Origin of the sequence: Aeromonas sp. 602200, assembly GCF_049173895.1 — a bacterium.
In the GTDB taxonomy this organism is placed as follows: domain Bacteria; phylum Pseudomonadota; class Gammaproteobacteria; order Enterobacterales; family Aeromonadaceae; genus Aeromonas; species Aeromonas veronii_A.
In genome coordinates this window covers 83,974-104,160 of sequence record NZ_JAAKSL010000016.1, presented here as the reverse complement: position 1 = coordinate 104,160, position 20,187 = coordinate 83,974, and the positions used below count along the sequence as shown (strand labels likewise).

Sequence of the window (20,187 nt, the reverse complement as noted above, 5' to 3'; positions counted from 1 at the left end):
TTACTCTGCGGCAGGCGCTTCGGCAGCAACCGGAGCATCAGCAGCCGGGGCTGCATCAGTCGGAGCGTTCGCTTCCTTGATGGAGAGACGTACGCGGCCCTGACGGTCCACTTCCAGTACCTTCACCTTGACCACGTCACCGATGGTCAGATGGTCAGCCACGTTCTGCACGCGAGCGTCGGTGATCTGGGAGATGTGTACCAGACCATCTTTGCCCGGCAGAATGTTGACGAATGCACCAAAATCGGCCAGACGGACAACTTTACCTTCATAGATGCGGTTCACTTCGATCTCGGCGGTGATAGCCTCGATGCGACGGATCGCTTCCATGGCGGCTTCGTTGGCCACGGCGGAGATACGTACAGTACCGTCATCATCCAGCTCGATGTTGGTGCCGGTCTCTTCGGTCAGCGCACGGATCACGGAACCACCCTTACCGATCACGTCCTTGATCTTCTCAGGATTGATCTTGATGGTGTGGATACGCGGTGCGAAATCGGAGATCTGGGCACGGGGAGCCTGGATAGCTTCGTCCATCACTTTCAGGATGTGCAGACGAGCGCCACGAGCTTGCTTCAGCGCAATCTCCATGATCTCTTTGGTGATGCCTTCGATCTTGATGTCCATCTGCAGCGCGGTCACACCTTCGGTGGTACCGGCTACTTTGAAGTCCATGTCGCCCAGGTGATCTTCGTCACCCAAAATGTCGGACAGCACGACGAAACCTTCTTCTTCCTTCACCAGACCCATGGCGATACCGGCAACGGAGGCCTTGATCGGCACACCGGCATCCATCAGCGCCAGAGAGGAACCACAGACAGACGCCATGGAGGAGGAACCGTTGGATTCGGTAATTTCGGAGACCACGCGCACCACGTACGGGAACTCGGCGGCGCTCGGCATCACGGCAGCAACGCCGCGCTTGGCCAGACGGCCGTGACCGATTTCACGACGCTTCGGGCTACCCATCATGCCGGTCTCACCGACACAGTATGGCGGGAAGTTGTAGTGTAGCATGAAGCGATCGGCACGGTTGCCGGTCAGCTCGTCGATGTTCTGGGCGTCACGCTCGGTACCCAGGGTCGCAACGACCATAGCCTGGGTTTCACCACGAGTGAACAGGGCAGAACCGTGAGCACGGGGCAATACGCCGGTAGCGACAGACAGGGCACGGATCATTTCCGGATCGCGACCATCGATACGCGGCTCACCACGCACTACGCGGCCACGAACGATGCGGCTTTCCAGGCTGTGGAACTCTTCGCCGATCTTCTTGGCATCTTCTTCCACGCCGGAAGCGATAACTTGCTCAACCACACGACCCTTGATGGCCGCGATGGTTTCGTAACGAACAGCCTTCTCGGTGATGCGGTAGGCTTCACCCAGCTCGGCGCTCGCCAGCTCGGCAACCTTGGCTTTCAGCGCTTCGTTGACGACAGGCGGAGTCCAGTCCCACGGCTTGGTGCCGACGGCAGCGGCAAATTCGTTGATGGCGTTGATAACGGTCTGCATCTGCTCGTGACCGTATACCACGGCGCCCAGCATCACCTCTTCGGAGAGGATGGCCGCTTCGGACTCAACCATCAGTACGGCGTTGGCAGTACCGGCAACAACCAGATCCAGATCGCTCTGTGGCAGTTCGGTGGTGGTCGGGTTCAGCACATACTGACCGTTCATGTAACCCACGCGAGCAGCACCGATCGGGCCGCCAAACGGAATGCCGGAGATGGCCAGCGCAGCAGAGGCGCCGATCATGGCAACGATATCGGGGGAGACTGCCGGATTCACGGACATGACGGTGGCAACCACCTGAACCTCATTGAAGAAGCCTTCCGGGAACAACGGACGAATTGGACGGTCGATCAGACGGGAGATGAGGGTCTCGCCTTCGCTCGGACGGCCTTCACGACGGAAGAAACCACCCGGGATACGACCAGCAGCATAGGTACGCTCCTGGTAGTTGACGGTCAGCGGGAAGAAATCACGGCCGTGATCGGCCTCTTTCTTGCCTACGACGGTCACAAATACACAGGTATCGTCCATGCTGACCATAACGGCCGCAGTGGCTTGACGGGCCATCACACCGGTTTCCAGTGTGACGGTGTGTTGACCGTACTGGAATGACTTAACAATAGGATTCACGTGAATTTCCTTTTTACAATTTGGCTCTTTAAATTCGCGCACAAGTATACTTGATTCGATGCAAAAGGTAAGCGGCGACGCGAATTCTGTGAGGATGGCAACAAGCCGCTAAAGAGCAATAAAAAAGGGGAACCCGGAGGTTCCCCTTTTCGCGAAATCTGATGGTCGATTAACGACGCAGACCCAGCTTGGCGATCAGAGCAGCATAACGCTCGGAATCTTTACGCTTCAGGTAGTCCAGCAGCTTACGACGCTGGGAAACCATGCGCAGCAGACCGCGACGACCGTGGTGGTCCTTGGAGTGCTCTTTGAAGTGACCTTGCAGATGGTTGATCTGGGCAGTCAGCAGGGCAACTTGCACTTCGGGGGAACCGGTGTCGTTGGCGCCACGAGCGTGCTCGGCAACGATTTGAGCTTTGATCTCAGCATTTAGAGACATGGTATTACTCCAGTAGAGTGTTTAAAGGTTCACAGCCAATCTCTAATTCAGCCGTGAAATGAGGGCGGTATGATAATCGTCCCTGCCCATTTTCGCAACGAGAAAGAAGCGAGAGAGGGAAAGAGCACGCCGATACCGCCTGAGGATCACTCCTCGTCGTGATAACGTACCAGTCGCTTGGGGGCGACGCGGCCATCGTCATCAATCTCGCCAACCCCGATGAACTCGCGCTCCGGGCCGACCGTCATACGAACCTGACCGCTGTGCGGCGCACCCGCCACCTGCACGGCCTGGCCCTGATTCACATAGGCAGCCACAACAGCCAGCATGTTCACCTCGGGCAAGCTTGCCACGGCGGTGTCCATCGGCAGCAACAGCGGATCCAGCTGCTCGCGCGGCGGGATACTCTCGGCCTTGGCCTGCTCGAAGATGCACTCGAGTTGCTCCAGAGTCAGCATCCGTTCATACGGATAGCTGGCCACCTGGGTACGGCGCAACTGAGTCACGTGGGCACCACAGCCAAGCACTTCACCCAGATCATCCACCAGAGAGCGGATGTAGGTGCCTTTGCTGCAGTGCACTTCAAGGCGCACTTCATCACCTTCGAAGCTCAGCAGTTTGAGCTCGAATACGGTGATGGGACGGGCTTCACGCTCGATCTCGATGCCTTCGCGGGCATATTCGTAGAGCGGGCGGCCGTTGTGCTTGAGCGCGGAGTACATGGAGGGCACCTGCATGATGGGGCCGCGGAACTGGTCCAGCGCCTCGATCAGGGTACCGACAGCCACGTTCACCGGACGGGTGGAGACCACCTCACCATCAGAGTCGCTGGTGTTGGTGCGCTCGCCCAGTTTGGCGGTCACCTCATAGCGCTTGTCCGCTTCCAGCAGATACTGGGAGAACTTGGTGGCCTCACCGAGGCAAATCGGCAGCATGCCGGTCGCCAGCGGATCCAGCGCCCCGGTATGACCGGCCTTGGCAGCGTTGTAAATCCGCTTGACCTTCTGCAACACATCGTTGGAGGTCAGGCCGGTCGGCTTGTCCAGCAGCAGAATGCCGTGCACATCACGGCCCTTGAAACGACGTCTTCGGGTCATCTCAGGCTTTATCCTCAGTCGTGTCATCCGGTGCGGATTCAGCTTCTTCGTCACGGCCGGATTCGGCCATGCGGCGCTTGTCTTCACGCACAGTCTTGGTCACCAGGTTGGAGAGACGCATCCCCTCGACCAGGGTCTGGTCGTAGTAGAAACGCAGCTCGGGCACCACGCGCAGACGCATGGCACTGCCCAGCAGACTACGGATATATCCGGCTGCTTCGGTCAGACCCTGCAAGCCTTCCTTGATGCGCTCGGCATCATTTTCCAGCTGCAAGAAGGTGACGTAAATTTTGGCATAGTTGAGGTCACGGGACACTTCCACATCGGAAACGGTCACCATGCCGATGCGCGGGTCTTTCACCTCGCGCTGCAGGATCAGCGCGATTTCACGCTGGATCTGCTGTCCGACCCGACGGGTCCGGCTGAATTCTCTGGCCATATTCTATCCTGCGATAAAAGGGGGCCGCGGCCCCCTATTTTGTCTAACTCTCGGCTTACAGAGTCCGTTGGATTTCAACAGTCTCGTAAACTTCGATCTGGTCGCCTTCGCGCACGTCGTTGTAGTTCTTGACCGCGATACCACACTCGTAGCCGTTGCGAACTTCGTTGACGTCATCCTTGAAGCGGCGCAGGGATTCCAGCTCGCCTTCATAGATAACCACGTTGTCACGCAGAACGCGGATACGGTTGGAACGCTTGACCACACCTTCGGTAACCATACAGCCGGCAACGGCGCCGAACTTCGGAGACTTGAAGACGCTACGCACTTCAGCCAGACCGATGATTTCCTGACGATACTCTGGGGCCAGCTTGCCGCTCATGGCCTGCTTCACTTCGTCGATCAGGTCATAGATGACGGAGTAGTAACGCAGATCCAGGCTCTCGGATTCGATAACCTTGCGCGCAGACGCGTCGGCACGGACGTTGAAACCAACCAGGATGGCGCTGGAAGCGGCAGCCAGGGTCGCGTCGGTTTCGGTGATACCACCTACGCCGGAACCCACGATCTTCACCTTCACTTCGTCGGTGGAGAGTTTGACCAGCGCATCGCAGATCGCTTCCACAGAACCTTGTACGTCGGCCTTGATCACCACGTTCACTTCGGACACTTCGCCCTCGGTCATGTTAGCGAACATGTTTTCCAGCTTGGCCTTCTGCTGGCGAGCCAGCTTGACTTCGCGGAACTTGCCTTGACGGTAGAGCGCCACTTCACGGGCTTTCTTCTCGTCACGGACAACGGTGGCTTCGTCACCGGCAGAGGGAACGCCGGAGAGACCCAGGATTTCCACCGGCAGGGACGGACCCGCTTCCTTGATCTCGCGACCCAGTTCGTCACGCATGGCGCGAACACGGCCGTACTCGAGACCACACAGAACGATGTCGCCCTGACGCAGAGTACCCTCTTGTACCAGTACGGTAGCAACCGGACCACGACCTTTATCCAGGAAGGATTCGATCACGACGCCGTTGGCCATACCGTCAACCACCGCTTTCAGCTCCAGTACTTCAGCCTGGATCAGGATGGCTTCCAGCAGATCGTCGATACCCTGACCGGACTTGGCAGATACGTGCACGAACTGGCAGTCTCCACCCCAATCCTCGGACATGACGTTGTAACGAGCCAACTCGGTCTTGACGCGATCCGGATCCGCTTCCGGCTTGTCGATCTTGTTGACTGCCACAACCAGCGGCACACCGGCAGCCTTGGCGTGCTGGATAGCTTCGATGGTTTGCGGCATCACGCCGTCGTCAGCAGCAACGACCAGAACAACGATGTCGGTCGCCTTGGCACCACGAGCACGCATGGAGGTAAACGCCGCGTGACCCGGGGTATCCAGGAAGGTGATCATGCCACTGCCGGTCTGGACGTGGTAAGCACCGATATGCTGGGTAATACCACCGGCTTCGCCAGCAGCAACCTTGGCTTTACGAATGTAGTCGAGCAGCGAGGTCTTACCGTGGTCAACGTGACCCATGATGGTAACGACAGGTGCGCGCGGCTTGGCTTCGGAGGTCTCGTCACGATCGGACAGTACCGCCTCTTCCAGCTCATTCTCACGACGCAGCACAACCTTGTGACCCATCTCCTCGGCGACCAGCTGAGCGGTCTCCTGGTCGATCACCTGGTTGATAGTGGCCATGGCCCCCATCTTCATCATCGCCTTGATGACTTCAACGCCCTTGACGGCCATCTTGTTGGCCAGCTCGGCCACGGTGATGGTCTCACCGATGACAACGTCGCGGTTCACCACGGCAGCCGGCTTGTTGAAGCCATGCTTCATGGCGTTCGGGGTAGCGACCTTGCCACGTTTGCCTTTACGGGCACGCGGATCACGGGAGTTGCGATCATTGCGATCATCATCGCGACGACCCGCCTTTTTCGGGGCCTTGACAGCGGCAGCGGCAGTACGACGGCTGGTCTCTTCTTTGCGATCCAGCTCGTCTTCTGCAGCTTGCGCATGCTTGTTGGTTGTCAGGTGATAATCGCTGCTCTCTTTGGCACGAGCAGCTTCTTCTTCAGCCCAGCGGGCTGCGTTCTGTTCCGCCATGATGCGAGCCTCTTCGGCTTTCTTCGCGGCGAGTTCTTCAGCTTTTTTCAAAGCTGTCTGTTCCTGTTGGCGCTTCAGTTCTTCTGCTTCGCGCTTGGCCATCTTTTCTGCCTCTTGCTGAGCTGTGCTACTGGCTGCTTTGGCGGGCTGTTGAGCCTGTCGAGCCTTTTGTTGTGCCTCGATCCGCGCCTTTTCCTCAGCTTCACGACGAGCCTGCTCAGCCTCACGGCGAGCCTTCTCTTCAGCTTCGAGGCGAGCCTTCTCTTCGGCTTCGCGACGAGCTTTTTCTTCTGCTTCCAAACGCGCTTTTTCCTCGGCTTCCGCCTGACGCTGTTCTTCTTCCAGCGCCGAGCGTCTTACATAGGTGCGAGATTTGCGAACTTCCACCTGCACTTCTTTGTTCTTGCCGCCGGTTCCCTGAACACTGATGGTGCTCTTGGTCTTGCGCTGCAAAGTCATGCGGGCAGGAGCGGCGACCTCGTCACCTCCATGCTGTTTCTTCAGGTGTGCCAGCAGAGTCTGCTTTTCAGACTCGCTGACCATGTCGTCGGCCTTGCTCTTGCTGATACCGGCATCGACAAACTGCTGGAGAAGACGATCAACCGGTGTGTCGATGTCAGTGGCAAGTTGTTTGACTGATACTTCTGCCATTCATTTTCCTCCGTTTGATCTTACTTAAGACTGCTCTTCTCCGAACCAACAGATATTGCGAGCAGCCATAATGAGCTCACCCGCCTTCTCGGCAGTCAGCCCTTCAATACCAGCAAGGTCATCGATACCTTGCTCAGCCAAATCTTCCAGGGTACCCACGCCGCGGCCCGCCAGAGCGTATGCCAGTTCACGACTCAGACCGTTCAGATTGAGCAGCTCTTCGGACGGCTCGACGCCATCAAAAGACTCCTCTTTGGCCAGCGCCTGGGTAGTCAGGGCATCTTTGGCACGCTTGCGCAGCTCTTCGACCATGTCTTCATCCAGACCGTCGATAGCCAGCAACTCGTTAACCGGCACGAAGGCGATCTCTTCCAGAGTCGAGAAGCCCTCTTCCATCAGCAGACCGGCAAAATCGTCATCGATATCCAGGGTGCTGGTGAACAGGTTCATGATGCGGTCGTTCTCGGCCTGGTGCTTGGCACGCATGTCCTCGACGGTCATCACGTTCAGCTCCCAACCGGTCAGCTGGGAGGCCAGACGCACGTTCTGACCATTGCGACCGATGGCCTGAGCCAGGTTGGCAGCTTCCACGGCGATATCCATGGTGTGGTTGTCTTCATCAACGATGATGGAGGCCACATCGGCAGGAGCCATGGCATTGATCACGTACTGGGCCGGGTTGTCATCGTACAGCACGATATCGGCGCGCTCACCGCTCAGCTCTGCGGAGACAGCTTGCACACGGGCACCACGCATACCGATACAGGCACCGATCGGGTCGATACGACGATCGTTGGTCTTCACCGCGATCTTGGCGCGGGAACCCGGATCACGGGCAGCGCCCATGATTTCGATCATCTCTTCACCGATCTCCGGTACTTCGATACGGAACAGCTCTTTCAGGAAGTCCGGGCTGGAACGGCTGACAAACAGCTGGGAACCACGGGCTTCCGGACGCACTGCATAGAGCAGGCCACGGACACGGTCGCCCGGGCGGAAGGTTTCACGCGGCAGCATGTCATCACGGAAGATCACGGCTTCAGCATTGCTGCCCAGATCCAGGATGACGTTGTCGCGGTTGCTCTTCTTGACCACACCACTGATGATGGTGCCTTCTTTATCTTTAAACTGATCAACTACTTGTGAACGCTCGGCTTCGCGCACTTTTTGCACGATAACCTGCTTGGCGGTCTGGGTAGTGATACGGTCGAAGGTGACAGAATCAATCTGGTCTTCAACATATTCACCGACCTGGATATCCGGCTGATCAATCTGAGCAGCTTCCAGGGTAATCTCGGCGTAAGGGTTCTCCATCGCGGCTTGATCTGCGATTACCAGCCAGCGACGATAGGTGTCGTAGTCACCAGTCTTGCGATCGATTTCGACCCGAACTTCAATCTCGCCTTCATATTTCTTCTTGGTCGCAGTCGCCAGCGCGGTTTCCAGAGCCTGGAAGATCTTCTCGCGGGGTACCGCTTTCTCGTTGGATACTGCGTCAACGACCAGCAAAATCTCTTTATTCATATCCGATAGCCTCGTTAACCAAAGTTCGGCACTATGTTCGCTTTTTGGATATTGGTGAAAGCCAACACGTCGTCCTTACCATCTACTGTCAGGGTGATCATGTCGCCTTGCACAGCTTTGATTACGCCTTTGAACTTGCGGCGGTTGTTTGTTGCCATCCGAAGCGTTACCGCCGCCTCTTGGCCAACGTATTTTTCGAAATGGGCAACCTTGAACAGGGGACGATCCAGGCCTGGGGAGGATACCTCGAGGTAGTACTCCTCGGTGATGGGATCTTCGACGTCCATGATGGCGCCAACCTGATGGCTGACCTCAGCACAGTTCTCGACAGTCACACCCTGCTCGCCGTCAATATAGACACGCAAGGTGGAGTGTTTACCCGCGCGGATAAACTCAATACCCCAAAGTTCAAAACCCAAGGCAACGACCGGAGCCTCGAGCAGATCGGTCAAACGTTGTTCCAACGTAGCCAAAGTCACCCTCCGAAAAACAAAAAAAGGGCATAAAGCCCAGATAGATATCGATTCAGAGTAAATTGCACATAACAAAAAGCCCCGATGTCAAATCGGGGCTTGGCGCTTTACCCTGATTGTCGCCTCGCAGCGACCGCCTTCCTGAGCGTAGGAAATGCGTGAAATTTGGTTGCGGGGGCCGGATTTGAACCGACGACCTTCGGGTTATGAGCCCGACGAGCTACCATGCTGCTCCACCCCGCGTCCGAAATCGTGCGAGATTATAGCCACTTCACTCTCTCGACACAAGACTGACTGGCTATAATACACTCGGTTTCCCGAGCTCACTGCTTAATTGGTGCCGTGGGCGGGACTCGAACCCGCACACCCTAGAGCACTACCCCCTCAAGATAGCGTGTCTACCAATTCCACCACCACGGCAAAACTCTTACTCGGGAACGTCAGTATCTTTCTTCACTGGCGCTTTGGTCTGCTCAACCTGTTGGGTTTGTTGCAGATTTTCCCATTCACTACCCTGCTTTACCTTGTTGCTGGACATAGATCCGAGCACCAGGCTGATAACGAAAAACAGAGTAGCCAAAATTGCTGTTGTTCGGGTCAGGAAACTGCCTGAACCACCGGAGCCGAATACTGTGTTCGATGCCCCTGCGCCGAAGGAGGCGCCCATATCAGCCCCTTTACCTTGCTGAATCATCACCAGACCAATCAGAGCCAGTGAAACCAGCAGATAAACGACTAAAAGAATCTCGTACATTTAACTTGCACCCTTTGCCGCTTCAACAATTCCTAAAAACGCATCGCTATCGAGGCTTGCTCCGCCAATCAGTCCGCCATCAATGTCGGGCTGTGCAAACAAATCTCTCGCGTTGCTCGGCGTTACGCTCCCACCATAGATGATTCTGACTTTCTCACCTATTACCGGAGTATCCTCCGCCAAGCGACCACGTATAAAGGAATGAACCTCTTGTGCCTGCTCGGGTGTGGCGCATTTACCTGTACCTACAGCCCAAATCGGCTCGTAGGCGATGATAGCATTATCGAAAGCCATCGCGCCATTTTTCTCTATGACGATATCCAGCTCTTCAGCGATCACCTCGAAGGCTCTTCTCGCCTGCCTCGCCGCACCTGATTCACCTAAACAGAGGATGGGAATCAAGCCTGCCGCTCTGGCTGCCGCAAACTTCTCTGCGACGATAAAACTGGTCTCACCAAAGAGACGCCTGCGCTCGGAGTGCCCTACCAATACGTAACGACACCCTGCCTCAACCAGCATCTGACACGAGATTTCTCCAGTGTAAGCGCCAGTCGTGTGCTGACTCACATTCTGAGCCCCCAACTTTATTACTTTCTGCTCATTGAGCAGTGAAGCGCTAAAATCGAGATGCACATGGGAAGGACAGAGAACCACATCTACTTTTCCGTCAACGCCGTTTAGGCACTGACTCGTAAACTGCTCTAACTGCGACCTACTACCGTGCAACTTCCAGTTGGCTGCTACAAACGGCTTGCGATGTCCCATCGGCAACTCCCTTGCGAAAGCGGGGCTGATAATATCCAGAGGATGCTCAGCTGACAAGTGCTATTTTTAAATTTTTGAATCGTTTGAACAAGATACAACCAGGGCGGCTAAAAAGCCGCCCTGGTTGTTCATTAAAACGCCGATTCAACCTGCTTGGCGATGCGCTGAGCCATGTCACGCACCTGCTGTTCATGCTCCCCTTCGACCATGACCCGGATCAGTGGTTCGGTACCGGATTTACGCAACAGTACGCGACCACGGCCAGCCAGCTCCTGTTCCACCTTGGCAACCTCAGCCATGACAGCATCCGCGGCCAGCGGATCCTTGCCTTCGGCAAAGCGAACATTCACCAGAACCTGCGGGAACTTGCTCATGCCGGAGCGCAGCTTGGCCAGCGGCATCTCGGCACTGCGCATAGCGGTAAGCACCTGCAAGGCGGCTACGATGCCATCACCCGTAGTGGTTTGATCCAGACAGATGATGTGGCCGGAGTTCTCGCCACCGATGCGCCAGCCCTTCTCTTCCATCATCTCCAGCACATAGCGGTCACCCACCTTGGCACGGGCAAACGGAATACCCAGGGTTTGCAGCGCCAGCTCCAGACCCATGTTGGCCATTAGGGTGCCGACGACACCGCCTTTGAGGCGACCATTGCGCAGGGCATCGCGCGCGATGATATAGAGCACTTCATCACCGTCGATGAGATAGCCGGTATGGTCAACCATGATCAGACGATCACCATCACCATCAAAGGCAACCCCCAGATCGGCCTTGCACTCCAGCACCTTGGCAACCAGAGCGTCAGGTGCAGTCGAACCGACACCATCGTTGATATTGAGGCCATCCGGAGCACAGCCCATGGTGATCACTTCGGCGCCCAGCTCGCGGAAAACCGACGGCGCAATGTGGTAAGTGGCGCCATGGCCACAGTCGACCACCATTTTCACCCCATCCAGATTCATGTGGGAGGGGAAGGTGCTCTTGCAGAATTCGATATAGCGACCGGCGGCATCATCAATGCGGACCGCTTTGCCAAGTTCGGCAGACTCGACACACTTGAGCTCGTGATCCAGCTCGGCTTCGATAGCCAGCTCGACATCATCGGGCAGCTTGGTGCCATCGGCGGAGAAGAACTTGATGCCGTTGTCGTAGAAGGGGTTGTGGGAAGCGCTGATGACGATGCCAGCTTCGGCACGGAAAGTGCGAGTCAGGTAGGCAACCGCCGGCGTGGGCATGGGCCCCATCAGAATGGCCTTGAGGCCTGCCGCAGAGAGCCCCGCTTCCAGCGCGGATTCCAGCATGTAACCGGAGATGCGGGTATCTTTGCCAATCAGCACCTTTTTGGTGCCCTTCTTGGAGAGCACCTTGCCGGCAGCCCAACCCAATTTCATCACAAAATCAGGGGTGATCGGGTATTCGCCAACCTTGCCGCGCACACCATCGGTACCGAAATACTTTCTTGCCATTGTCTGTTCTCTTTATTATTTGGAAATAAAATCTTGTCCCGTCATTGCCAGCCAACCGACGCGCAATGCGTCCATGGTCTCCCGTACATCGTGAACCCTGATGATTCGGGCTCCATGCTGCATGCCGATAAGGGCGCATGCCAGACTGCCCGCCAGACGCTCATCCACCGGACGGCCCAGCAGGTTGCCTATCATAGACTTTCGCGACATCCCCACCAATAGCGGCAAGCCATATTCAAGCAGTTCCTTTTGAGCCGCCAACAGCTGATAGTTGTGTGCAAGGGTCTTGCCAAAGCCATATCCAGGATCCAGCAACAGCTCTTCACGACGGATCCCGACCGCCAGACAAGCCGCAATACGCTCATCAAAGAAGGCGCGAACCTCCCCGATCAGGTCCTCATAGTGCGGCTCGACCTGCATGGTTCTCGGCTGCCCCTGCATATGCATCAGACAGACCGGAACCCGAGCTTCGGCCGCGGCTTGCAGTGCTCCAGGTTCTTGCAGTGCCCGCACATCGTTGATCAGATGGGCACCCACCTTGCAACCCTCCCGCATCACAGCCGCTTTGGAGGTATCGAGGGAGATCATCACATCCAGCTCACGGGCCATCTGCTCCACGACAGGAATGACCCTGTCCAGCTCCTCCTGCTCGCTCACATCGGGCGCACCAGGGCGGGTTGACTCGCCACCGATGTCGATGAGGGTCGCACCGTCAGAGACCATCTGGCGCGCATGGGCCATTGCCCGTTCAAACTGGTTGAAATTACCGCCATCGGAGAAGGAGTCGGGCGTCACATTGAGGATCCCCATCACATGGGGACGATCGAGGGAGAGGCTGAGCCCCTTGCTGGTTAACTGCATTTTCATGTCCATCTGATAAAGAAAAACCCCGGGCAAGCCCGGGGTTTGGAGAGTCACGATTATTTGGCCGGCGCGTCGTTGGCTTTGTCGATAGTGACATCCGCCACCGGTGCAGCCTCATCGGCCGGCTTGGCCTCGGCAGCCACGGTGGAACCGCCTTGCGGGGTATCACCGTGCTCGTCATGCCAGTTGCTCGGAGCACGAACCTCGCGACGCGCCATCAGATCATCGATCTGTTTGGCGTCGATGGTTTCATACTTCATCAACGCATCTTTCATGCTGTGCAGTACATCCATGTTATCCAGCAGGATCTGCTTGGCGCGGTCGTAGTTGCGATCAATGACCTGCTTCACCTCGGCATCGATGATGCGCGCAGTGTCGTCGGACATGTGCTTGGCCTTGGCCATGCTGCGGCCGAGGAACACTTCACCATCTTCTTCCGCATAAAGCATCGGGCCGAGACGCTCGGACATACCCCACTGGGTCACCATCTTGCGTGCGATATCGGTAGCTCGCTCGATGTCGTTGGACGCGCCGGTCGAGACCTTCTCGGCACCGTAGATCAACTCTTCCGCCAGACGACCGCCATACAGGCTGGAGATCATCGACTCCAGATGCTGCTTGGAGTGGCTCCAGCGATCCTGCTCAGGCAGGTACATGGTCACACCCAGCGCACGGCCACGCGGAATAATGGAGACCTTGTAAACGGGATCATGATCCGGAACCACGCGACCAATAATGGCGTGACCGGCTTCATGATACGCAGTCATCTCTTTTTCAGACTCTTTCATCACCATGGAGCGACGTTCCGCCCCCATCATGATCTTGTCCTTGGCCTTTTCGAACTCAGCCATGGAGACCACTCGGCGGCTTTCGCGAGCAGAGAAGAGGGCAGCTTCGTTGACCAGGTTGGCCAAATCCGCACCGGAGAAACCGGGTGTACCACGGGCAATCAGCGCCGGATTGACGTCATCCGCCAACGGAACTTTGCGCATGTGCACTTTCAGGATCTGCTCGCGACCACGGACATCCGGCAGACCGACCACAACCTGACGGTCGAAACGGCCCGGACGCAGTAGTGCCGGATCCAGTACATCAGGACGGTTGGTGGCAGCGATGACGATGATCCCTTCATTGCCTTCAAAGCCATCCATCTCGACCAGCATCTGGTTAAGGGTCTGCTCACGCTCATCGTGACCACCGCCCAGACCGGCGCCACGCTGGCGACCGACCGCATCAATTTCATCGATGAAGATGATGCAGGGGGAGGATTTCTTGGCCTGCTCGAACATGTCACGTACCCGGGAGGCACCGACACCCACGAACATCTCCACGAAATCAGAACCTGAGATGGTGAAGAAGGGCACCTTGGCCTCACCCGCAATGGCCTTGGCCAGCAGGGTTTTACCGGTACCGGGAGGACCTACCAGCAGTACGCCAGTCGGGATCTTGCCACCCAGTTTCTGGAATTTGCTCGGGTCGCGCAGATAGTCGACCAGCTCCTTCACCTCTTCCTTGGCTTCATCGCAACCAGCTACATCGGCAAAGGTAGTCTTGATCTGATCTTCACTCATCAGGCGAGCCTTGCTCTTGCCAAACGACATGGCGCCTTTGCCACCGCCGCCCTGCATCTGACGCATGAAGAAGACCCAGACACCGATCAGCAGCAACATCGGGAACCAGGAGATGAAGATAGAGGTCAGCAAAGACGGCTCTTCCGGCTTCTCGCCCATCACCTTGACGTTGTGATTGAGCATATCGTTGAGCAGCTGGGGATCCGGCGCCGGGATGATGGTGGTGAATCGTTCACCAGTACGCTTGACGCCATTAATGACCTTACCGTCCATCCGCACTTCACGGATCTGATCTTGGGTCACCTCTTTAACGAAGCTGGAATAGTCCAGCTGGCGACTGGTGGTATCGCTGGGGCTGAAGCTATTGAACACCGACATCAATACGACGGCGATGACCAGCCACAGGATTAAGTTTTTCGCCATGTCACTCAAATCAGTAACCTCGCAGACTGACAGTTAACGATGAAGGTTAGGGTACTACAGTTTAAAACCGGTAGCCACAATGTAGACTTCCCGTGATCTGGCGCGGGATGAGTCTGGTTTACGAATTTTAACGGCGGAGAAAAGTTTCCGAATTTCATTCAGATAGGCATCAAAGCCCTCCCCCTGAAACACCTTCACCACAAAACTGCCGTCACTGCGCAATACCTGATGACACATGTCCAGAGCCAACTCGACCAGATACATGGCACGAGCCTGATCCACCTGCTGGGTGCCGCTCATGTTGGGGGCCATGTCGGACATCACGACATCGACCTTGTCGGGTCCGACTCGCTCCAGCAAGGCACCGAGTACAGTTTCCTCCCGAAAGTCCCCCTGCAGGAAATCGACACCGGCAATGGGATCCATAGGCAGAATATCGCAGGCGATGACCCGACCCGATTCGCCAACCTGCTCGACCGCGAATTGGGACCAGCCGCCGGGGGCAGCCCCCAAATCCACTACCGTCATGCCATTTTTCAACAGGCGGTCTTTGCCCTGGATCTCGTCGATCTTGAAAACAGCACGGGAACGCAGCCCCAATTTCTGGGCTTTTTTGACGTATTGATCGTCGAAATGTTCTTTTAACCAGCGGGTGGAGCTGGCGGAACGTTTTTTCTGGGTCATGATAATCGGCTTTAAAAAACCACAAGGGTTATTAGTATTAAGGGCTAAGTGGGGGTAGAATACGCCCCTTTCAACCCTGACTTATGAAGAAATTGCGATGATTCTCAACAATAAACAGAAACAGTACCTCAAGGGCCTTGCCCACAGCCTCAAGCCTGTCGTCCTGCTGGGTCAGCACGGTCTGACCGAAGGTGTACTGGCGGAGATCGATCTGGCGCTGAACCATCACGAGCTGATCAAGGTTAAGGTTGCCTCTGAAGATCGCGAGATGAAACAACTGGTTATGGATGCCATCGTCCGTGAAACAGGCTCTGTAAAAGTACAGAGCATGGGTCATGTGCTGACCATCTATCGTCAGGCCAACGAACCCAAAATCCAGCTGCCTCGCAAGTAAAAGGAAAGAGCATTGCTCTTTCCTTATTTCACTTCTTCCCGAGTCGCTTGCCACAGTAGTCGCCAAGCCCTTAACCTGCGATGAATAGTTTCGGACACGCGCCATGGCTCACCATCCTATTCTGACCGACGATGAACTGACCATGTTGCGGGAGCTGGGATGCTCGGAGGCGACCCACCTTCTGAGCGGACATCTCGACAACCCCATGCTTGGCTTGCTGCAAAAAGCCGAACAGCTGGTATTGGAAGCCCGCTATGCAGGCCATCAGTTGCGATTCCCCCTCACCTTTATCCAGAGAGAAGATGGCTTTGTCGAGCCTCGGCTCGCTGCGCCAGTGATCCGGGAGCTGGGGTTTGCCCAGCCAAGAGCTTGGAGACTTGCCCAGAAAGCGACACTGCAAACAGCTCATGGAGTACTCCAAGTGCTGAGCCTTTCGCTCAATGGCCTCATCGTGGAAGATCTGCCCACAGATATGATGGCGGATACTACCTTGCAGGGAACTCTGCAGATCGCCACAGAGGCGCCATTTCCCTTGCAGGCCAGGCTGGTGAGACGGGTCAAATCTAATGCAGACCATGCAACCTGGGCACTCAGTTTCCAGATGAGCGAGGCAAACATAGAGCGACTTCGTCACTGGCTGTTTCAGCGCCATCAGGACACCTTCAACGACGCTTACCAACCAGCCTGAAGCGCAACAAACAGGGGAGCAAGTGCTCCCCCGTCTCATCCCGCATTAACTACATCAGATGTAGGCAACGTCCAGGATTTCGTACTCCACATCACCTGCGGGCGTCTTGACGAGCGCCACATCGTCCACTTCCTTGCCAATCAGAGCGCGGGCAATCGGAGAGTTGACAGAGATAAGGTTCTGCTTGATGTCAGCCTCATCGTCACCCACGATGCGGTAAACCACCTCTTCCTCTGTCTCGCTCTTGAGCAGAGTCACTGTCGCGCCAAAAATAACGCGGCCGTTGTTGGTCATCTTGGTGACATCGATCACCTGCGCATTGGAGAGCTTGGCTTCAATTTCCTGAATGCGGCCTTCACAGAACCCCTGCTGCTCACGGGCGGCATGGTATTCGGCATTCTCTTTCAGATCACCGTGCTCACGGGCTTCAGCAATCGCTTCGATAATCTGGGGACGAAGCTCGGTCTTGAGATATTCGAGCTCTTCGCGCAGCTTCTCAGCGCCGCGAACAGTCATCGGAGTATGATTCATAGTCGAAACCTGGGTTGCTTGAAAATAGAAGCTGCGGCTATCTGTCAGGACGCCGCAGCACTCGGTTCGGATGGCGCATCTTAATATGAAGCCAACACAAAATCCATGTCGGCCCCCTGATGCAGATCCCGCTTTATCTGTTGCTCCAAGAAATATTACTTTCCTTCCGGTACCGAAATAGGAGAGGAAATGGTCGGTTTGCCCTGCATGATAGCGATCTCTACCCGTCGGTTCATCCGGCGATTCTCGGGAGTATTGTTGGGCACCAATGGTTGGGAATCGGCCATCCCCTGCACGATCAAGCGTCCCTGATCAAATCCTGGGACCTTGATCATCTGGTGTGCCACAGCCACTGCTCGCTGGGACGAAAGCTCCCAGTTGGACTGAAACAGCTCGTCCTCGGTCGCCACGTTGTCGGTGTGACCGGATATGGTGATTTCACCCGGTACATCCTTGAGCAGGGTCGCGACCTTGCGAATAACCGGCCAGAACTGGGGTTGCAGAAACGCCGAGCCAGCCGGGAAGGAGGCTTTTTCCCTGATCCGGATAATAATCTGCTGTCCCAACGCCTCGATTTCGATGGCACCATCCTGGATCTGATCTTTCATCTGCTCGGCCAGCGCCTTTGCCAGGGTATTGGACTGCTGCTGCGCCTTCTGAGCATCCTGAGCTGTGTCCCCCCCCGTCTGCTTGCCATCACTCTTGTCCTGACCACCTGCCTGCTCGGCCTCACCGGGCAAAAAATCCAGCTCGGTCTGGGTCATGTCCATGGTCTGCTGCATCACGGTATCAATCGGGGTTGGCTCTGGGCGGCCAGGACGGAACTCCTGGGCAATGACAGAAGTTCCCTTCGGAATATCTTTCACCTCAAGGATATTCTGGACCCCGAATGCCTTCTCCATGGACCCCGCAATCTGCTTGAACTTCTGCACATCCATCTCGGCAAAGGAGAGCAACAACACGAAAAAGCACATCAGCAGCGACATGAGGTCGGCGAAGGTCCCCATATAACCGGGCAGGCCGGGAGGCGGGCATTTGCAATCAGACATAGGGCTCCCTACTCACTGCCGTTGTTGCGTTTGGACTGGTTCAGATAGTTCTGCAGCATGGACTGGATCACCCGCGGGTTTTGGCCATCCTGGATCCCCATGATGGCATCGAGGATCAGCGAACGGCTAAGGCGCTCTTCGCCGCTTCGCAGTTCCAGCTTGTCGGCTATCGGGATGGCCAGCATGTTGGCTTCGATCGCACCATACAGAGTGGTCAAGAGGGCTACAGCCATGGCAGGACCGATAGATTTGGGATCGCTCATATTGGCCAACATGGCCACCAGACCCACCAGCGTACCGATCATCCCCATCGCCGGGCCAAGATCCCCAAGGGTACGGAACACCTTGATCGCAATGACGTGACGTTCGGCAGTCAACTCGATATCCTTTTCCATCACTGCGCGCACTACATCGGCATCATGGCCATCCACCAGCATATCGATCCCTTTTTTCATGAAGGGATTGGGAATCTCGGCCGCTTCAAGCGCCAGAAATCCGCCTTTACGGGCGGCATCGGCAAGCTCAACGGCTTTAACTATGAGGTCTTCCAGCTTGTCGCCCTTGTACATAAAAGCTTTACCAGCGACCTTAAACGCCATCAGAAACTGGCCTAGGTTGAACTTCATCATGGCGATGAAGATGGAGCCCAATACGGTGATGTAGACCGATGGCATGTCGACGTACATGCTCATGGGGCCCCCCAGCAGCATGCCGTACACCACCACCCCGAAACCCAGCACTATCCCTATCAGACTGCCTAGATCCACGTCCCTACTCCTGTCACCGGTTCTTATGCCCAATTATAGTTTGTTGAATTTTCTGCTATTGCGACCCAAGCGGCAAGCATGCATCCACTGAGAATCATGGTTCATTATCGGCCAGTTTATCGAGAGTTTGAGGAGGCAGCGTTTTTCAGCCTCCCCCCGGTGGGCGGTCGATGTTAATATAAGCCGTTTTTTCAATTCCCGAGGATGGACATGGCCAGTAAAAAAATCGACCGTCTGAGTTTTGACGCCACTCTCGAAGAGCTGGAAACCATCGTTCATCAGCTGGAGCAAGGTTCCCTACCGCTGGAGGAGGCCCTCAAACAGTTCGAGCAGGGAATCCATCTGGTGCGGGCCGGTCAGCAGAAGCTGGAACTGGCCGAACAGAAGATCCAGATCCTGCTCAGTCAAGCCGATGGCAGTGATCAGCTGCCCCCCTTCCAGCCAGAACAAGGAGACGAGTGAGTGGCACTGGTCCATTTTTCCCGTCAGCATCGCCAGCGTATTGATGACTGCCTGTTGGCAAAACTTGAAGCTTTGCCACCCATGGCGCCTCGTCTGCGTGATGCCATGAAATATGGCCTGCTGCTGGGCGGCAAGCGGGTTCGCCCGTTTCTGGTCTACGCGGTCGGCGAAATGCTGGGCGTAAAGAGCGACCTGCTGGACGGCCCTGCGGCTGCCGTGGAGTGCATCCATGCCTACTCCCTGCTGCACGATGACCTGCCAGCCATGGATGACGACGATCTGCGTCGCGGCCAACCAACCGTCCACAAGGCGTTTGATGAGGGCACCGCCATTCTGGCCGGTGATGCGCTGCAGACCCTGGCGTTCTCCATTCTGGCCGATCACCCCATGCCCGACTCCTTGATGGCCAACCGGGTGCGGATGCTGAGTACCCTCGCCCGCGCCTCCGGCTATCTGGGTATGTGTGGCGGTCAAGCGCTGGACCTGCAGGCTGAAGGGCGCCAGATCACGCTTGCCGAACTGGAGCAGGTACACCGCCACAAGACCGGTGCGCTGATTGAGTGCGCCGTGGCGCTCGGCGCCCTGTGCAAAGCCGATGTCGATGACGCAACCCTGATTGCCCTGCAAACCTATGCCGCCGCGATTGGCCTCGCCTTTCAGGTGCAGGATGACATCCTCGACATCACAGGTGATACCGCCACCCTGGGCAAGCCGCAAGGTTCTGACCTGGCGCTGGAGAAAAGTACCTATCCGGCCCTGCTCGGACTCGAAAATGCCCGTGAGCTGGCTCGCGAACTGCATGGGAAAGCCTTAACAGCCCTGCAATCCTTGCCCTACAATACCGACATTCTGGAAGCGTTTGCCGATTACATCATCGAGCGAACCCACTAAACG

At 56.3% G+C, this 20,187-nt stretch carries 20 protein-coding genes and 2 tRNA genes; 4 read left to right on the top strand and 18 right to left on the bottom strand.

Annotated elements, in window-relative coordinates; translation table 11 throughout:
- From pnp to rlmE, 15 genes are all read right to left on the bottom strand, one after another.
- Complete coding sequence (pnp, locus tag G5221_RS17295) at positions 1-2,142, bottom strand: polyribonucleotide nucleotidyltransferase (RefSeq protein ID WP_216979370.1); 2,142 nt, start codon at positions 2,140-2,142, stop codon at positions 1-3.
- A gap of 169 nt (positions 2,143-2,311) precedes the next feature.
- The gene (rpsO, locus tag G5221_RS17290) at positions 2,312-2,581 is read right to left on the bottom strand and encodes a 30S ribosomal protein S15 (protein ID WP_216979371.1); all 270 of its coding nucleotides are present in this window, start codon (positions 2,579-2,581) and stop codon (positions 2,312-2,314) included.
- Between the two features lie 146 nt (positions 2,582-2,727).
- Positions 2,728-3,678, bottom strand: a complete 951-nt coding sequence (gene truB, locus G5221_RS17285) for a tRNA pseudouridine(55) synthase TruB (protein WP_245094887.1) — start codon at positions 3,676-3,678, stop codon at positions 2,728-2,730.
- A gap of 1 nt (position 3,679) precedes the next feature.
- Complete coding sequence (rbfA, locus tag G5221_RS17280; protein ID WP_236296001.1) at positions 3,680-4,117, bottom strand: 30S ribosome-binding factor RbfA; 438 nt, start codon at positions 4,115-4,117, stop codon at positions 3,680-3,682.
- Between the two features lie 55 nt (positions 4,118-4,172).
- Positions 4,173-6,878 carry a translation initiation factor IF-2 gene (gene infB, locus G5221_RS17275; RefSeq protein ID WP_421263620.1) on the bottom strand — a complete coding sequence of 902 codons (2,706 nt, stop codon included), beginning with the start codon at positions 6,876-6,878 and terminating at the stop codon, positions 4,173-4,175.
- 24 nt (positions 6,879-6,902) lie between these two features.
- Positions 6,903-8,402, bottom strand: coding sequence for a transcription termination factor NusA (gene nusA, locus G5221_RS17270; protein WP_216979372.1), 1,500 nt, complete (start codon positions 8,400-8,402; stop codon positions 6,903-6,905).
- 14 nt (positions 8,403-8,416) lie between these two features.
- Entirely contained in the window at positions 8,417-8,875 is a 459-nt protein-coding gene (gene rimP, locus G5221_RS17265) for a ribosome maturation factor RimP (protein ID WP_005338809.1), read from the bottom strand.
- Between the two features lie 166 nt (positions 8,876-9,041).
- Positions 9,042-9,118: transfer RNA gene (locus G5221_RS17260), tRNA-Met, on the bottom strand.
- Between the two features lie 92 nt (positions 9,119-9,210).
- Positions 9,211-9,295, bottom strand: a tRNA-Leu gene (locus G5221_RS17255).
- Between the two features lie 7 nt (positions 9,296-9,302).
- Positions 9,303-9,629 carry a preprotein translocase subunit SecG gene (secG, locus tag G5221_RS17250; protein WP_005338811.1) on the bottom strand — a complete coding sequence of 109 codons (327 nt, stop codon included), beginning with the start codon at positions 9,627-9,629 and terminating at the stop codon, positions 9,303-9,305.
- Positions 9,630-10,394 carry a triose-phosphate isomerase gene (tpiA, locus tag G5221_RS17245; RefSeq protein ID WP_216951947.1) on the bottom strand — a complete coding sequence of 255 codons (765 nt, stop codon included), beginning with the start codon at positions 10,392-10,394 and terminating at the stop codon, positions 9,630-9,632. It lies immediately after the preceding gene.
- A gap of 131 nt (positions 10,395-10,525) precedes the next feature.
- On the bottom strand, positions 10,526-11,860 hold the full coding sequence (glmM, locus tag G5221_RS17240; RefSeq protein ID WP_005338823.1) for a phosphoglucosamine mutase: 1,335 nt from the start codon (positions 11,858-11,860) through the stop codon (positions 10,526-10,528).
- Positions 11,861-11,875: 15 nt separating this feature from the next.
- Positions 11,876-12,721, bottom strand: a complete 846-nt coding sequence (gene folP, locus G5221_RS17235) for a dihydropteroate synthase (protein WP_227341270.1) — start codon at positions 12,719-12,721, stop codon at positions 11,876-11,878.
- A gap of 59 nt (positions 12,722-12,780) precedes the next feature.
- On the bottom strand, positions 12,781-14,727 hold the full coding sequence (gene ftsH, locus G5221_RS17230; protein WP_216951949.1) for an ATP-dependent zinc metalloprotease FtsH: 1,947 nt from the start codon (positions 14,725-14,727) through the stop codon (positions 12,781-12,783).
- 45 nt (positions 14,728-14,772) lie between these two features.
- Complete coding sequence (rlmE, locus tag G5221_RS17225) at positions 14,773-15,402, bottom strand: 23S rRNA (uridine(2552)-2'-O)-methyltransferase RlmE (protein ID WP_216951950.1); 630 nt, start codon at positions 15,400-15,402, stop codon at positions 14,773-14,775.
- Positions 15,403-15,499: 97 nt separating this feature from the next.
- Between rlmE and yhbY the strand changes: the two genes are divergently transcribed.
- Complete coding sequence (gene yhbY, locus G5221_RS17220; RefSeq protein WP_033114153.1) at positions 15,500-15,796, top strand: ribosome assembly RNA-binding protein YhbY; 297 nt, start codon at positions 15,500-15,502, stop codon at positions 15,794-15,796.
- A gap of 103 nt (positions 15,797-15,899) precedes the next feature.
- Positions 15,900-16,484 carry a PilZ domain-containing protein gene (locus tag G5221_RS17215; RefSeq protein ID WP_227341273.1) on the top strand — a complete coding sequence of 195 codons (585 nt, stop codon included), beginning with the start codon at positions 15,900-15,902 and terminating at the stop codon, positions 16,482-16,484.
- Between the two features lie 54 nt (positions 16,485-16,538).
- Here the strand turns inward: G5221_RS17215 and greA are convergent, their stop codons facing one another.
- The 3 genes from greA to pomA all read right to left on the bottom strand — a co-directional run bounded on the left by greA (position 16,539) and on the right by pomA (position 18,831).
- Positions 16,539-17,015, bottom strand: coding sequence for a transcription elongation factor GreA (gene greA / locus G5221_RS17210; protein WP_227341275.1), 477 nt, complete (start codon positions 17,013-17,015; stop codon positions 16,539-16,541).
- Positions 17,016-17,170: 155 nt separating this feature from the next.
- Positions 17,171-18,064, bottom strand: coding sequence for a flagellar motor protein MotB (locus G5221_RS17205; RefSeq protein WP_216951953.1), 894 nt, complete (start codon positions 18,062-18,064; stop codon positions 17,171-17,173).
- 8 nt (positions 18,065-18,072) lie between these two features.
- The gene (pomA, locus tag G5221_RS17200) at positions 18,073-18,831 is read right to left on the bottom strand and encodes a flagellar motor protein PomA (protein WP_216951954.1); all 759 of its coding nucleotides are present in this window, start codon (positions 18,829-18,831) and stop codon (positions 18,073-18,075) included.
- Positions 18,832-19,041: 210 nt separating this feature from the next.
- Here pomA and xseB point away from each other — a divergent pair, with 210 nt between their 5' ends.
- Complete coding sequence (gene xseB, locus G5221_RS17195; protein WP_421263619.1) at positions 19,042-19,293, top strand: exodeoxyribonuclease VII small subunit; 252 nt, start codon at positions 19,042-19,044, stop codon at positions 19,291-19,293.
- Positions 19,294-20,184 (top strand): (2E,6E)-farnesyl diphosphate synthase, encoded by an 891-nt coding sequence (ispA, locus tag G5221_RS17190; RefSeq protein ID WP_216951956.1) that lies wholly within the window; start codon positions 19,294-19,296, stop codon positions 20,182-20,184.
- Positions 20,185-20,187 lie beyond the last annotated feature (3 nt).